At 64.2% G+C, this 13165-nt stretch carries 10 protein-coding genes; 2 read left to right on the top strand and 8 right to left on the bottom strand.

Features of this window, described 5'->3' with window-relative positions:
- Positions 1-128: 128 nt before the first annotated feature.
- A complete protein-coding gene (locus JQ507_08810; GenBank protein QRI71556.1) occupies positions 129-2441 on the top strand; it encodes an NACHT domain-containing protein in 2313 nt (770 codons plus the stop codon).
- Positions 2442-2488: 47 nt separating this feature from the next.
- Here the strand turns inward: JQ507_08810 and JQ507_08805 are convergent, their stop codons facing one another.
- The 8 genes from JQ507_08805 to JQ507_08770 all read right to left on the bottom strand — a co-directional run bounded on the left by JQ507_08805 (position 2489) and on the right by JQ507_08770 (position 11560).
- On the bottom strand, positions 2489-3571 hold the full coding sequence (locus tag JQ507_08805; GenBank protein ID QRI71555.1) for an isocitrate/isopropylmalate dehydrogenase family protein: 1083 nt from the start codon (positions 3569-3571) through the stop codon (positions 2489-2491).
- Between the two features lie 121 nt (positions 3572-3692).
- Positions 3693-4766: an alcohol dehydrogenase catalytic domain-containing protein gene (locus JQ507_08800; protein ID QRI71554.1), complete on the bottom strand. Its 1074-nt coding sequence runs from the start codon at positions 4764-4766 to the stop codon at positions 3693-3695.
- 141 nt (positions 4767-4907) lie between these two features.
- Positions 4908-5876, bottom strand: a complete 969-nt coding sequence (locus JQ507_08795) for an ATP-binding cassette domain-containing protein (GenBank protein QRI71553.1) — start codon at positions 5874-5876, stop codon at positions 4908-4910.
- Positions 5873-6859, bottom strand: a complete 987-nt coding sequence (locus tag JQ507_08790) for an ABC transporter ATP-binding protein (GenBank protein QRI71552.1) — start codon at positions 6857-6859, stop codon at positions 5873-5875. Before JQ507_08790 ends, JQ507_08795 begins: the two co-directional genes overlap by 4 nt.
- Entirely contained in the window at positions 6856-7725 is an 870-nt protein-coding gene (locus JQ507_08785; protein QRI71551.1) for an ABC transporter permease, read from the bottom strand. The genes JQ507_08790 and JQ507_08785 overlap by 4 nt, the downstream gene beginning before the upstream one ends.
- A complete protein-coding gene (locus JQ507_08780) occupies positions 7712-8662 on the bottom strand; it encodes an ABC transporter permease (GenBank protein QRI71550.1) in 951 nt (316 codons plus the stop codon). Before JQ507_08780 ends, JQ507_08785 begins: the two co-directional genes overlap by 14 nt.
- Before the next feature lie 6 nt (positions 8663-8668).
- Entirely contained in the window at positions 8669-10210 is a 1542-nt protein-coding gene (locus tag JQ507_08775; GenBank protein QRI71549.1) for an ABC transporter substrate-binding protein, read from the bottom strand.
- 117 nt (positions 10211-10327) lie between these two features.
- The gene (locus tag JQ507_08770; protein ID QRI71548.1) at positions 10328-11560 is read right to left on the bottom strand and encodes a CoA transferase; all 1233 of its coding nucleotides are present in this window, start codon (positions 11558-11560) and stop codon (positions 10328-10330) included.
- A gap of 149 nt (positions 11561-11709) precedes the next feature.
- Between JQ507_08770 and glgA the strand changes: the two genes are divergently transcribed.
- Entirely contained in the window at positions 11710-13134 is a 1425-nt protein-coding gene (gene glgA, locus JQ507_08765) for a glycogen synthase GlgA (GenBank protein QRI71547.1), read from the top strand.
- Positions 13135-13165 lie beyond the last annotated feature (31 nt).

The raw sequence follows: 13165 nt of genomic DNA, 5'->3' as shown, positions 1-13165 counted from the left end.
GTCACTGCATCGTCATCTAGCCAAATCGACCAAACAGGGCGTTGCATCGCGGAGCGATAGCGGCGTAGCTTGTCGCAACCTCCGATGACCCACGTCTACCGACGCCGGACGAACTGAGGAGCGGCAAGATGGCAGCCAATGAGGGCGATCGCTTCCGCGATCAGGTCGCAGCGTTCCTGCGCGCGGTCAGAAAAGACGTCGATGTCGAAGTTCTGCTCGGCCACAAGCGGGTCGACATCGTCTGGCGCAGGCAGGAATTCGGCAACAAGGCGCGGGTCGTCGCCATCGAGTGCAAAAAGTATTCGCGCGCCCTGAGCCTTGAACAGGTTAGCGGCATCTGGGCCGACTACAGCGCGCTCTATGATCAACATCTCATCGACGAAGTCCTGCTGATCACAAGTCAGGATATCAGCGCGACCGCAAAGGGCTACGCGAACGGCATGCGTGCTCTTTCGTACATGACGTTCTCACAGTTGCAGGACGCCACCCTCAATGTCCGTGCCTACCTGCGCAGCCTCGAAGCCTCCTATTCGGAGGAAGGAATCGAGAATTACTATATAGCCTCGCACTGCGATGCCGGTGTCGAGGTCGTCACGCACATATCGGATTGGATGACCGCCGAAGGACGCCCGACCCTGGCCGTGCTCGCCAGTTACGGCATGGGGAAGACGACGACAGCCAGAAAAGTAGCCGCAGAGCTGGCCAATGCACACCTGGAAGGCGAGCAGGTTCGAATTCCCATCTATGTGCAGCTTCAGGAGATCGTTGGAGAGCAAAGTCTGGAGGGCCTGCTCGGCAAGGTCCTCGCAGCGCGCGCACCCATCGAAGGTTACCACTTCGACACATTCATGACGCTCAACAAAGCCGGGCGTTTCCTGGTGATCCTCGATGGCTTCGACGAGATGAAGCATGCGATGACCTGGGACGACTTTCGCGCGACCTTCAAGGAACTGAACCGGCTCGTCACACCCAACGCCAAGGTGCTGCTTCTCGGCAGACCGACCGCCTTCCTGTCCGACGACGAAGAGACGTTTGTGTTGAAGGGAGTGCGCACGCTCGCCGGCCGTCAGGTTCGAGAGCCGGATTGGCCGGCCTACGAGACCACCAGGCTGCTGCCGTTCTCCCCCGAGCAGTCGATCATGTTCGTGAAGAGCTACTCGATGTATCGCACCGAAAACAGCGCGACGGACGAATACATCGTGGACCGTGCTGAGCTGGAAAGACGCACCAAGATACTCGAGCTCAACGACTTCGGCGATCTGCTTTCGCGGCCAGTCCAAGCCAAAATGTTCTGCGAGATGTTTCTCGACCGGTTCGTCGAACCAAAGCCCTATTTGACCGGAGAGCTGTACGAAGTATTCGTCACGCGGATCATCGAGCGCGAAATCGACAAGCGCACCAGATCGCCATTCGACTACGCTGACCGGCGGAAGTTCGCCGAAGCGATCGCCTGGTGGCTCTGGATGACAGCCCAAACCATGAGTGTCGATGAGGGCGACATCCCCGATGAGATCGTGCGCCCGTTCATGCCGGCGTCCGACGCCGATCTGGATGCCGTGAGGCGCGACCTTGTTTCGGCGTGCTTCCTGGATCGGAAGGGCAACAAGACCTTGTTCTTTCCCCACAGATCATTCCAGGAGTTTCTAGTCGCAAGTTACGTTGTCACGAACAAGATTGACGACATGAACCTGGTGGCGACCGCAGTCACCCGGGACGTCCTGAAGTTCATTGCCGAGTCACCGGACAGTTCGGCGACTTTCAAACTCTGGCACGAAGCCCTGCTTCACTTCTCCGGCGCAATGCCGCTGCATCTCCTGATCGACATTGCCAAATCCGCCGTCGAGCGAGCAGCACAACGACAACGGGTGCAGTGTCCGTGGGATATCGTCCTGCAATTCCTCACCTCGGTCAGAGGCGACGGTGCCGGCGAAACGCGTGTCGGGCTGATCGCCGTAGATCATATTCGCACGTCGCTGGACTTCTTTTCCGATCCGCAGCGCCGCCTGATCTGCATCGACGCCTTCCTGATCGCATTGACCCTTGCCGAGTCTGACACCCAATCGGTGATATCAACCCATATCTTCGGAGCTCTTGTGATCCAGTTGCGGATAGAGCTCGGCGATATGCCGGGATCAGCAGTGGATCCAAGGTTCTCGCTCAGTCGCTACATGAGCCAGGCGGAGTCCGACCCGTATTATCAGATACTGAAGAAGGCATTCACCTTCACCGAAGCGCGAGACGGAACAATAGAGGCAAAGTACATACCGCTTGAACTGGCGGCCGCAGTCCGCGAGCGGTATCCTTCATATCGCGTCAAGGACATCGACGGGTTGGAACGAGTGGCCAAACAGACCATCAGCATTTCGGCCGACCGCCCCTATCCGCACGTGACGCAAATTCGATTGAGGAGAGCACTGTCTGCTCTTGGTGTCCGGACCTAGAGCATGACCCGGAAAAGTGGAAACCCGGTTTCCGAAAGGATCATGCTCTAGAGCGACGCCAGAACTGCCCGCGCGACATCGGCGGTGCCGTTGCTGCCACCAAACTCGAACGGCTTGATACCGCCGGCATAGACCTTGTCGACCGCGCGCTCGATGTTCTCGGCAGCTTCAGCGGCGCCATCGAGACCATGCTTGTCGGCTAACCAGTCCAGCATCATCGCGGCAGACAGGATCATCGCGGTCGGGTTGGCCTTGCCCTGCCCCATGATGTCGGGCGCGGTGCCGTGACATGGCTGAAACACAGCGTAGCGGTCGCCGATGTCGGCTGACGGCGCCATGCCCATGCCGCCGATCAGGCCGGCTGTGAGATCCGACAGGATGTCGCCGAACATGTTCTCGGTCACCATGACGTCGAAGTCCCAGGGGCGCTTCACCAGCGCCGCCGCGGTCGCGTCGATGTAGAGGTGATCGGCCCTGACATCGGGATGGCGCTTGGCGGTCTCGTCAAAAATGCCGCGGAAGAACGCGAACGCCTTGAACACGTTCGCCTTGTCGACACAGGTCAGCCCGCCTCCGACGCGGCCGCGCGCCTTGCGACGTTCGGCGAGCCGGAACGAGAACTCGAACAGCCGCTCGGAGGTGCGGCGCGTGATCACCATGGTCTCGCGCGCCTCGCTGTCGGTGACCACCCCCTTGCCCATCGAGGCGAACAGGCCCTCGGTCGATTCCCTGATCACGACGAGGTCGATGCCCTTTTGATCTGCGCCGACGATCGTGCTCCTTACGCCCGGAATCAATCGCGCGGGCCGAACGCCGGCATAGAGATCGAAGATCACCCGCAGTTCGATCTGCGGCGCGATCTCGGTGTTGTCGGGATAGCGCACCGACGGCAGGCCACAGGCGCCGAGCAGGATCGCATCGGCCTCCTCGCACAGCCGGATCGTGCTTTCCGGCATCGACCTGCCGGTCTCCTTGTAATGGCCAGCGCCCGCAGGCGCCTCAGTGAAGCGGAATTTGAGGCCCACCGAGGCCTCGATCTTGCGCAGCACCTCGAGCGCCGGCGCCATCACCTCGGGGCCGATGCCGTCGCCGCCGAGGACTGCGATGTGAAGGGCGTCGTTGGCGGACATGGGGATTCCTCAAGACAATGAGAGAAGACCGGTCATTGCGAGGAGCGAAGCGACGAAGCAATCCACGTCGCTGCAATCGGAGAGATGGATTGGTACGCTTTGCTCGCAATGACGGAGGCGTTTATTGCGGCGTCAATACCGCACGTCCGACGAGCTGGCCCTTCTGCAGATTGGTCAGCGCCTCGTTCGCCTTCGCGAGCGGCATCGGCGTCACCGGGATCGCTGGAATCTTCTTATCGCGCACGAGGTCGAGCAGCTCCTGGGTCTCGCGCAGATTGCCGACATAGCTGCCCTGGATGGTGACCGCCTTGATCGGGATCAGCGGCAGCGCCCAGGTCGCGCCGCCGCCGAACAGGCCGACGATCACGAGCTTGCCGCCCTTGGTCAGGCAGTCGAAGCCGAGCTGCGAGGTCTGCGCGTTTCCGACCAGGTCGATCGCGGCGCGGATCGGCTGGCCGGCCTTCTTGATAAGCTGCTCCAGCGCGTCGGGGGCCTTGCCGTCGACGGTCGCGAGCGCACCGGCAGCCTCCGCCGCCTCGCGCTTCCTGGCATCGATATCGACCACGATCGCGCCCTTGCCGCCCATCGCCTTCAGCAGCGACAGCGCCATCAGGCCGAGGCCACCGGCGCCGAAGATTACGATCGGCGTGTCGAGGTCCTTCTCGACCTTCTTCAGCGCGCTGTAGGTGGTGACTCCAGAGCAGGCGTAGGGCGCGGCCGTGACCGGATCGAGCCCGTTGAGGTTGAGCAGATATTTCGGATGCGGCACGGTCATGTGATCGGCATAGCCGCCGTCACAATAGACGCCGAGCGCATTCGGCTTGATCGCGCACATGTTCTCGTCGCCGCCGAGGCAGGTCGGGCATTTTCCGCAGCCGAGCCAGGGATAGGCCAGCGCGACATCACCGACCTTGAGGCCGCCTTTGTCGGCGTCCTTGACGTCGGGGCCGAAGGCCACGATCTCGCCGACCGTCTCATGCCCCATCGTGCGCGGCAGCGAGACGCCGCGATCTTTCAGCGACAGCGGCTTGCGGCCATGGCCGAGATCATAGCCGCCCTCCCAGATGTGCAGGTCGCTGTGGCAGACGCCGGCGGCCTTGACCTTGATCAGCACCTGCGTGCCCGACGGCTGCGGTGTCGGCTGGTCGACCTCCTTCAAGGGGGCATTGAAATCGACGACCTGGAAACTCTTCATCGCTGTTCTCCCGAAGCTTGTTGTTGCGGCGGACCTTGCCACGCCTGCCCGCCCGGGACAAACGCTGATGACCGCATTTTCGAGCAAGCCGCCATGCAGCCCGCTCGAAGGCCAAGACGCACCATCTGTGGGCGTCACTCTTCAGATCAGTGGATGATGGCAGGCCGCGAATTGGCCGGTCGCGACCAGACGCAGTTCCGGCACCTCGCTGGCACAGCGCGCATCGGCGCGCGGGCAGCGGGTGCGGAAGCGGCAGCCGGAGGGCGGCGCGATCGGCGACGGCGGCTCGCCGACCGGGATGCTCCGGGTCGGGCGGACGTCCGGATCAGGCACCGGGATCGCCTCGATCAGCAGCGCGGTATAGGGATGCGCCGGCCGCGCGAACAGCTGCTCCGACGGAGCGACCTCGCAGAGCCGGCCGAGATACATCACCGCGACGCGATCCGAGACTGCCTTCACCACCGCAAGGTCGTGCGCGATGAACAGCAGAGTCAGGCCGTAGCGCGCCTTCATCTCCTCCAGCAGATTGAGGATCTGGGCACGAATTGAAACGTCGAGCGCGGACACCGGCTCGTCGCAGATCACGAATTCCGGATTGAGCACCAGCGAGCGGGCGATGCAGATGCGTTGGCATTGTCCGCCGGAGAATTCGTGCGGCAGCCGTCCGCTCACCAGCGCAGGATCGAGGCCGACCGCCGCCAGCACCTCGGCTACCCGCCGCTTGCGCTCCTCGGGGTCCTTGACGCCCGCGATCACCAGCGGCTCGGCGACGATGTCGCCGATCCGCCGCCGCGGATTGAGCGAGGCGATCGGATCCTGAAAGATCAGCTGCACGCGCCGGCGCATCCGGCGCAGCGCCTCGCCCTTCAAAGTGGTGAGGTCGTGGCCGTCGAACAGCACCTTGCCGGAAACCGCCTGGCGCAACTGCAGGACCGCGCGGCCGAGCGTGGACTTGCCGCAGCCGGATTCGCCGACCAGCCCCAGCGTCTCGCCGCGCGCGATGTCGAGGCTGACGTCGGAGACGGCATGGATGGTCTTCCCGCCCACCGAATATTCGACGACGAGGTTCTCCACCTTCATCAGCGGATTGGGTGCAGCCTGCAGCATCATGCGCCGACCCTCGCGGTGATCGGATGGAAGCAGGCGTAGAGATGTTCCGATGTCTCCGCCGGGCTCAGCTGCGGCTTCTCCGCGCCGCAGCGCTCGGCCGAATAGCGGCAGCGCGGCGCAAACGAACAGCCCTTGAGCGGCCGGGTCGGATCGGGCGGCCGCCCCGAGATCGCCGGCAGCGGCGTATGCGGCGCGACGTCGAGCTTCGGCAGCGCGGCGAGCAGCGCCTCGGTGTAGGGCATCCGCATCTGCTTGAACAAGGCGGGCGTCGGTGCGCGCTCGACGACGCGGCCGGCATACATCACCGCGACCTCGTCGGTGCGGCCGGCGACCACGCCGAGGTCATGGGTGATGATGATCATCGCCATGTGGCGGCGCTGCTGCTCGCGGGCCAGCAGATCGAGGATCTGGGCCTGGATCGTGACATCGAGCGCGGTGGTCGGCTCGTCCGCGATCAGCAGCTGCGGCTCGCAGGACAGCGCCACCGCGATCGCGACGCGCTGGCGCATGCCGCCGGAAAGCTGGTGCGGATATTGTGTCAGCCGCTGCTCGGGCGCGGGAATGCCGACTGCCGCCAGCAGTTCGATGCTGCGCTGCCGCGCCCGGGCGAGATCGAACTCGAGATGTTCCTGAATGGTCTCGATCAACTGGGTGCCGATGGTCAGCACCGGGTTGAGCGAGGTCATCGGATCCTGAAACACCACCGCCAGCGAGCGGCCGCGCAGCTTGCGCAATTTCTCCGCCGACAGCTTGGTCAGATCCTGTCCGCCGAACATCACCCGGCCGGACAGTTTCGCCTTCTTGGGCAGCAGTTGCAGGACGGCGCGCGACAGCATGGTCTTGCCGCAGCCGGATTCGCCGACAATGCCGAGCGTCCTGCCGGCGCCGACGGTGAGATCGACATGATCCACCGCCCGCAAATTGCCGCGCGGCGTCGGCAGGTCGACCACCGCATTCTCGACCGACAGCAACGCGCCGCTCATAGTGCACCTTGCCGGGGGTCGGTCAACGCGCGGATGGTGTCGCCGATCAGGTTGAACGAGAGCACGGTGAGGAACATCGCGATCGCCGGAATGAAGGCAAGCATTGGCGCCACATCGAGGCTCTCACGCCCCTCCCCGATCATGCTGCCCCAACTCGAGATCGGCGGCGGCACACCGAGGCCGAGGAAGGACAGCGAGCCTTCGACCACGATGGTGACGGCGACGCCGAGCAAGAAGAAGGCAAGCAGCGGCAGCAACACATTGGGCAGCAACTCACGCAGCAGGATGCGCGCATGCGTGGCGCCGAGCGCCTGTGCCGCGATGACGAATTCACGCCGCGCCAGCGTCAGCGTCGCTGCCCGCGCCACCCGCATGAAGGCGGGAATGCCGAGCACGCCGAGGATGCAGGTCAGGTTGAAGATCGACTGGCCGAGATAGGCGGTGACCGCAAGCGCCAGGATCAGCGGCGGGAATGCCAGCAGCACGTCCATGCTGCCGACCACGATGGATTCGAAACGGCCGCGGAAATAGCCGGCGAGGATGCCGAGCGCGCCGCCGATGGTGACCCCGATCATCGGCGCGCAGAGGCCGACGATCAGCGAGATCCGTGCGCCGTAGATCAACCGCGACAGCTCGTCACGGCCGAGGCCGTCGGTGCCGAGCCAGTGCTCGGCGGATATTGGCCCCCTCCGTTCGAGCATGTCCATGTCAGTCGGGCTCGGCAGCGGCAGCAGATCGGCGAAGATCGCGACCGCGAACACCAGCACCATCCAGCCGATCGCGACCCAGAACAGCGCGCCGAGCCGGCGCTTGCGCCGCACCGGTGCCGCATTGGTCTCATCGAGGCTGAGCTCAAGCGTGGCCATGGCGGATCCTCGGGTCGAGCACGGCGTAAAGCAAATCGACGATGAAGTTCATGATCACGAAGCCCGCCGCGACCAGCAGCACCACGCCCTGCAGGATGATCAGGTCGCGGGTATAGATCGCGCCGACCAGCAGACGGCCGATCCCCGGCAACGCGAAGATCGATTCAACGATGACGGTGCCGCCGATCAGGCGGCCGATGTTGATGCCGGTGATGGTGACAAGCGTCAGCGAGGACGGCTTCAGCGCGTGCACGAACAGGATGCGCGACGGCTTCAGGCCCTTCGCCTTGGCGAGCGCGATATAGTCCTCCTGGAGCGCCGCGATCATGTCCGAACGCAGCACCCGCATGATGCCGGGCCATTCCGCAAGCCCGAGCGTCAGCGCCGGCAGCACCATGAAGCGCAGATTGGCGATCGGGTCCTCGGTGAACGGCACGTAGCCGGTCGCCGGCAACAACCGCAGCTCGACCGCGAACAGATAGATCAGCAGGATCGCCGACAGGAAGGTCGGCACCGACAGCATGCCGAAGGCCGATCCAGTCATGAGACGGTCGAACGCACTGCCGGCCTTGGCCGCGCAGGCGATTGCGAGCGGCACGCCGATCGCAAGCCCGATCAGCTCGGCGAGGATCATCAGCTCGAACGAGACCGGGATGCGCTCGCTGACCGCCTGCCACACGGTCTGCCCGGTGCGGAACGAGCGTCCGAAATCACCCTGCAGGATGTGCCACAGCCAGCCCAGATAACGCAGCCAGATCGGCTGATCGAGCCCCATGTCGTGGCGCAGCGCCGCGACGTTCTCAGGCGTCGCCTGGTCGCCAAGTATCACGTAAGCGAGATCGCCGGGCAGCAGCGAGGCGATCACGAAGGTCAGCACCGAGACCGCGATCAGCACCGGTACCAGGTACAGGAGCCTGCGCGCGACGAACAACAGCATGAAAGGCTATTCCTTCCAGGCGTAGGAGACGTCGAGCACCCCGTTGAACATCTTTGGCACGCCCTTCACCTTCGCGCTCGATATCGCGTAGTAGGTATTCTGGAAGGTCCAGAACCAGATCGCCTCCTTGTTGATCAGTCGGCTGACCGCGCAATAGTCCTCGGTGCGCTGGGCGACGTCGGCGGTGGTTCGGGCATGCTCGAGCAGCCGGTCGAGTTCCGGATCGGAGAAGTTCGCCAGCGCCACCGGGCTGCCGGTGTGGAAGTTGGCGTACATCTGCGGGTCGGGATCGGCGAGATCGACGATACGCCACGGCGTCAGTTGGAACTGGCGCATGAAGGCGCGCGGCACGATCGTGGCCTGATCGACCTGCTCGATCTCCATGTTGGCGCCGACCCGCTTCCATAGCTGCTGCAACACCTGGCCGACGGTGCGGCCGCGCGGCGTCGCCGATACGATCATCTTGAAATCGACCGGCTTGCCGTAATCCTTGAGCAGCGCCTTGGCCTTGTTGATGTCTTCGGGCAGCGCGCCGTCGTCCTTGCACTTGACCCAGGAGCCGTCGCCATAGGGATTGGTGGCCGGCCGCGCCAAGCCGTTAGTGATCGCCTGCGATATCTTCTTGCGGTCGAGCGCCATCACCAGCGCCTGACGCACGCGGACGTCGTCGAACGGCGCCGCCTTGGTATTGAAGGCGTAGACCTGCGCGCCTGAGCCGGCATAGGTGTTCACGCTCAGGCTCTTGTCCTTCTGCGCCTTCACGATGTTGTCGGCGTCGTACTCGTCGTCCCAGATGACATCGGCCTCGCCCGATTGCAGCGAAGCAAAGCGCGACTGCGCGTCCGGCAACGGCTTCAGGATGATACGATCGAGATAGGGCTTGCCCTTGTCCCAGTAGTCCGGGTTCTTCTCCAGCACCATGCGGTCGCCGGCGGTCCAGGATTTCAGGACATAGGGACCGGTGCCGACCGGGTTGCGGTTGTAATCATCGCCCTTGGCCTTCCAGGCCGTCGGCGACTGCATCACGTTGTTGGAGCTCTGGATCGACTGGGTCTCCGGGAAGTTCACCGCCGGATCGCTGAAATTGTAGCGCACCGTGAGGTCATCAATGACGTCCACGCTCTTGATGCTGGTGATGTAGAACGCGCAGCGGCACTTGTTGGCCGGATCCTTCTGGCGGTCGAAGTTCTCCTTCACCGCCTGCGCATTGAACGGCGTGCCGTCGTGGAATTTGACGCCGGGCCGCAGCTTGATGGTCCAGGTCTTGAAGTCTTCGGAATGCTCCCAGGATAGTGCGAGCTTCGGCTTCGGCTCACCCTTGTCGTCGAGCGTCATGAGTGTGTCGAAGATCGCGGCCGCCGCGGTGTTGGCCGATGTGTCGTAGACGCCGACCTTGAGCGGGTCGAAGCCAGGGATATCAAGTTCCTGGCCGACGGTCAGCGTGCCGCCCGGCTTCTGCGCGTGGGCAGGCGCAGCGAATGTTGCGGCCGCTAATCCCGCCACAAGAAATATGCGCGCAACCGCGTGCGCGTGCCCGGCCAGCTTCATCGATGCTCCCTCCCAGGTGGGCGACGTCCGGTGTTCCGGATCGTCGTATGTCGGGCGGCAGCTTGTCCGGAATCGCCGCGCGCGACAAGACCGTAAAACGGATGAAAAGCCGCAGGCTTAACTTCGCGCCGTCTTCGCCGGTTGCGCTGCGAAGCCTGCGATCTGATCGTCGGAGAGGCCGATCTCCTTCAGGTATGACAGCGTGTGCTCGCCGAGCGTCGACATCCGCTTGCGGGCACCGACCGTTGCACCCGACATCCGGAACGGCAGGTTGAGCACCTTGAAGCTGCCGCCGCCGTCCGCGACCTCAGCCAGTGCGCCGCGATGGGCGATCTGCGGATCGGCGAGCGCCTCGCGCACGGTGCGATAGGCCGACGACGGAACGCCATATTCATTGAGCGCGGCAAGACAGGCCTGCGTGCTGACTGCGCGCGACCACGCCTCGACGCCCTCCATCAGATCAGCCCAATTGTCCCGCCGATCGGAATATTTGGCGAAGCGCGGATCGGACACCCATTCGGGTCGGCCGATCACCTGCATCAGGTTTTGGAACGTCTTCTCGCTAGCGATGGCCACCATCACATAGCCGTCGGTGGTCTCGATCGGGCCGAACATCGGACGCTGGGTCTGCTTCACCTCGAATTGCGACCACTGCAACTCGTTCAGGGTCAGGCTCAGCATCGATTCCAGCATCGAGACGTCGATATGCTGGCCCTTGCCGCTGGCGGCGCGCTGATAGAGTGCAGCCGAGATCGCGCCGAACGCATAGACGCCGGTCAGCACGTCGGCGTGGTAGATGCCGCAATAGTCCGGGCGCGAGCGGCCCGGCTGGTAGGCGAGATGCGCCATCTCGTAGCCCGAGGCGGCATGGATCACCGGCGCGTAGGCGGGCAATTCCGCCGACGGCCCGGTCTGGCCATAACCCGAGATCGAGCAGAAGATCAGCTTCGGATTGATGTCGCGGACCGAGGCATAATCGAGCTTCAGCCGCCGCATCACGCCGGGACGGAAATTCTCCACCAGCACGTCGGCGGTCGCGATCAGCCGGCGCACGGCCTCGACGCCGGCGGGCGACTTCAGGTCGAGCACCAGGCTCTGCTTGCCGATATTGAGTTGGCCGAACGCGGTCGAGCAGTTGTTGCGCAGCGGCGGCCGCGTCCGCATCGTCTCGCCCTCACTGGGCTCGATCTTGATCACCTCCGCGCCCATGTCGGCGAGCATCCGCGTGCAATGAGGTCCGGCGATCGTGGTCGAAAAATCGAGCACCCGAAGGCCGTCAAAGCTCCGTGTCAAATTCCCCTCATCGTCAGCGGCTATTGTCGTTGCCAAGGCTTCCTCCAGCTTCGTCATTGTTTGGCGTCGCGCGACCCTAAAGTGAGCCGTCCCGACAGGAAAGCGTCTCCTCCAGGCCGGGCCCGCGGGCGGTCTTGCATTTTACTCAAAGGCAGATTGGACCCGATCTTGCATGGCCCTGTCATGGGCTGGAACGAGGGCGCTTGTTGAAGGTCTTATTCGTCACGACGGAAATGGACGATTTCGTCCGTGTCGGCGGACTTGCCGCCGTTTCCGCAGCGCTTCCGCGGGCGCTCCGCCCCTGGAGCGACGTCAGGATCATGCTTCCCGGCTACCGGGATGTGGTCGAACAGTTCACCCATATTGAAATCGTTGGACAATGCGCAGCCCTGGCCGAGATGCCGGCCTGCACGCTCGGGCGCGCATCGACCAAGGACGGGCTGCCGGTCTATGTGCTGCTGTGTCCAGAGCTCTACGACCGGCCGGGCAATCCCTATGGCGATGAGTCCGGCCGCGACTGGCCCGACAACGACATCCGGTTCGGCCGCTTTGCCTCCGCCGCTGCCGAACTTGCAGCCGGAACGCTGGACAAGAATTGGGCAGCCGACCTGGTTCACGCCAACGACTGGCAGGCCGCGCTCACACCCGCCTACCTCGCCTGGCGTCAGCTGCGGATTCCGTCGATCCTGACCATCCACAACCTTGCCTATCAGGGCCTGTTTCCGAAGGACTCGCTGCGGCGGATCGGCGCACCGGACAGCTCATTCCACATCGACGGGCTGGAGTTCTACGACAAGCTCTCCTTCCTCAAGGGTGGGCTCGTCTACGCCTCGCACCTGACCACCGTCAGCGCGACCTACGCGAAGGAGATCACGACCGCGGAGCTCGGCTGCGGGCTGGAGGGGCTGCTGCGCGTGCGCTCCGCCGCCCACCAGCTGACCGGCATCCTGAACGGCATCGACGAGAGCTGGGATCCGCGCCACTGCGCGCAGCTCGCGCAGCCGTTCGGCGCCGGCGACTGGAAAGGCAAGCAGGCCAACGCCGACTATGTCCGCCGGCAGTTCGGGCTCGCGGTCTCGCGCGGGCCGATCTTCGGCCTGGTCGCGCGGCTCGTGCATCAGAAGGGCGTCGACCTCGTGCTGTCGGCCGCCGACGAAATCATCAGGGACGGCGGACAAATCGTCGTGACCGGCAGCGGCGAGCCCGCGATCGAGGACGCGCTGGTGGCCGCGCACCGGCGCCGCCCTGACGCGATCGGCGTCATCATCGGCTTCAACGACGGCCAGGCTCGCCGGATCTTCGCCGGCAGCGATTTCACCCTGATGCCGTCGCGCTTCGAGCCCTGCGGCCTCAGCCAGATGTACGCGCAGCGCTTCGGTTCGCTCCCGATCGGTCACCAGACCGGCGGGCTTGCGGAAACCATCGCCGACGGCGAGACCGGCTTCCTGTTCTCGCAGCCGTCGGCGGAGTCCTTCCTGGGCGGCGTCAGGCGTGCGTTCGACACCTATCGCGCCAAAGACCGCCTCAACGCGATGCGCGCCAGCGCGATGGCCAAGTCCTACAGCTGGAACCTGTCGGCGGCCTGCTACAGCGCGCTCTACAGACGGCTGGTGATACCGCAGGCGGCGTAGCCGGCGTTTCCCGCACCCGCGACATCGCATC

The organism is Bradyrhizobium sp. PSBB068, from assembly GCA_016839165.1.
GTDB lineage: Bacteria > Pseudomonadota > Alphaproteobacteria > Rhizobiales > Xanthobacteraceae > Bradyrhizobium.
This window is presented reverse-complemented; position numbering and strand designations above follow the sequence as displayed.

Excerpts from the sequence above, each read along its gene's own strand:
- JQ507_08810 (QRI71556.1), top strand. The coding sequence starts at position 129 with ATGGCAGCCAATGAGGGCGATCGCTTCCGCGATCAGGTCGCAGCGTTC.
- JQ507_08805 (QRI71555.1), bottom strand. The coding sequence starts at position 3,571 with ATGTCCGCCAACGACGCCCTTCACATCGCAGTCCTCGGCGGCGACGGC.
- JQ507_08800 (QRI71554.1), bottom strand. The coding sequence starts at position 4,766 with ATGAAGAGTTTCCAGGTCGTCGATTTCAATGCCCCCTTGAAGGAGGTC.
- JQ507_08795 (QRI71553.1), bottom strand. The coding sequence starts at position 5,876 with ATGATGCTGCAGGCTGCACCCAATCCGCTGATGAAGGTGGAGAACCTC.
- JQ507_08790 (QRI71552.1), bottom strand. The coding sequence starts at position 6,859 with ATGAGCGGCGCGTTGCTGTCGGTCGAGAATGCGGTGGTCGACCTGCCG.
- JQ507_08785 (QRI71551.1), bottom strand. The coding sequence starts at position 7,725 with ATGGCCACGCTTGAGCTCAGCCTCGATGAGACCAATGCGGCACCGGTG.
- JQ507_08780 (QRI71550.1), bottom strand. The coding sequence starts at position 8,662 with ATGCTGTTGTTCGTCGCGCGCAGGCTCCTGTACCTGGTACCGGTGCTG.
- JQ507_08775 (QRI71549.1), bottom strand. The coding sequence starts at position 10,210 with ATGAAGCTGGCCGGGCACGCGCACGCGGTTGCGCGCATATTTCTTGTG.
- JQ507_08770 (QRI71548.1), bottom strand. The coding sequence starts at position 11,560 with ATGACGAAGCTGGAGGAAGCCTTGGCAACGACAATAGCCGCTGACGAT.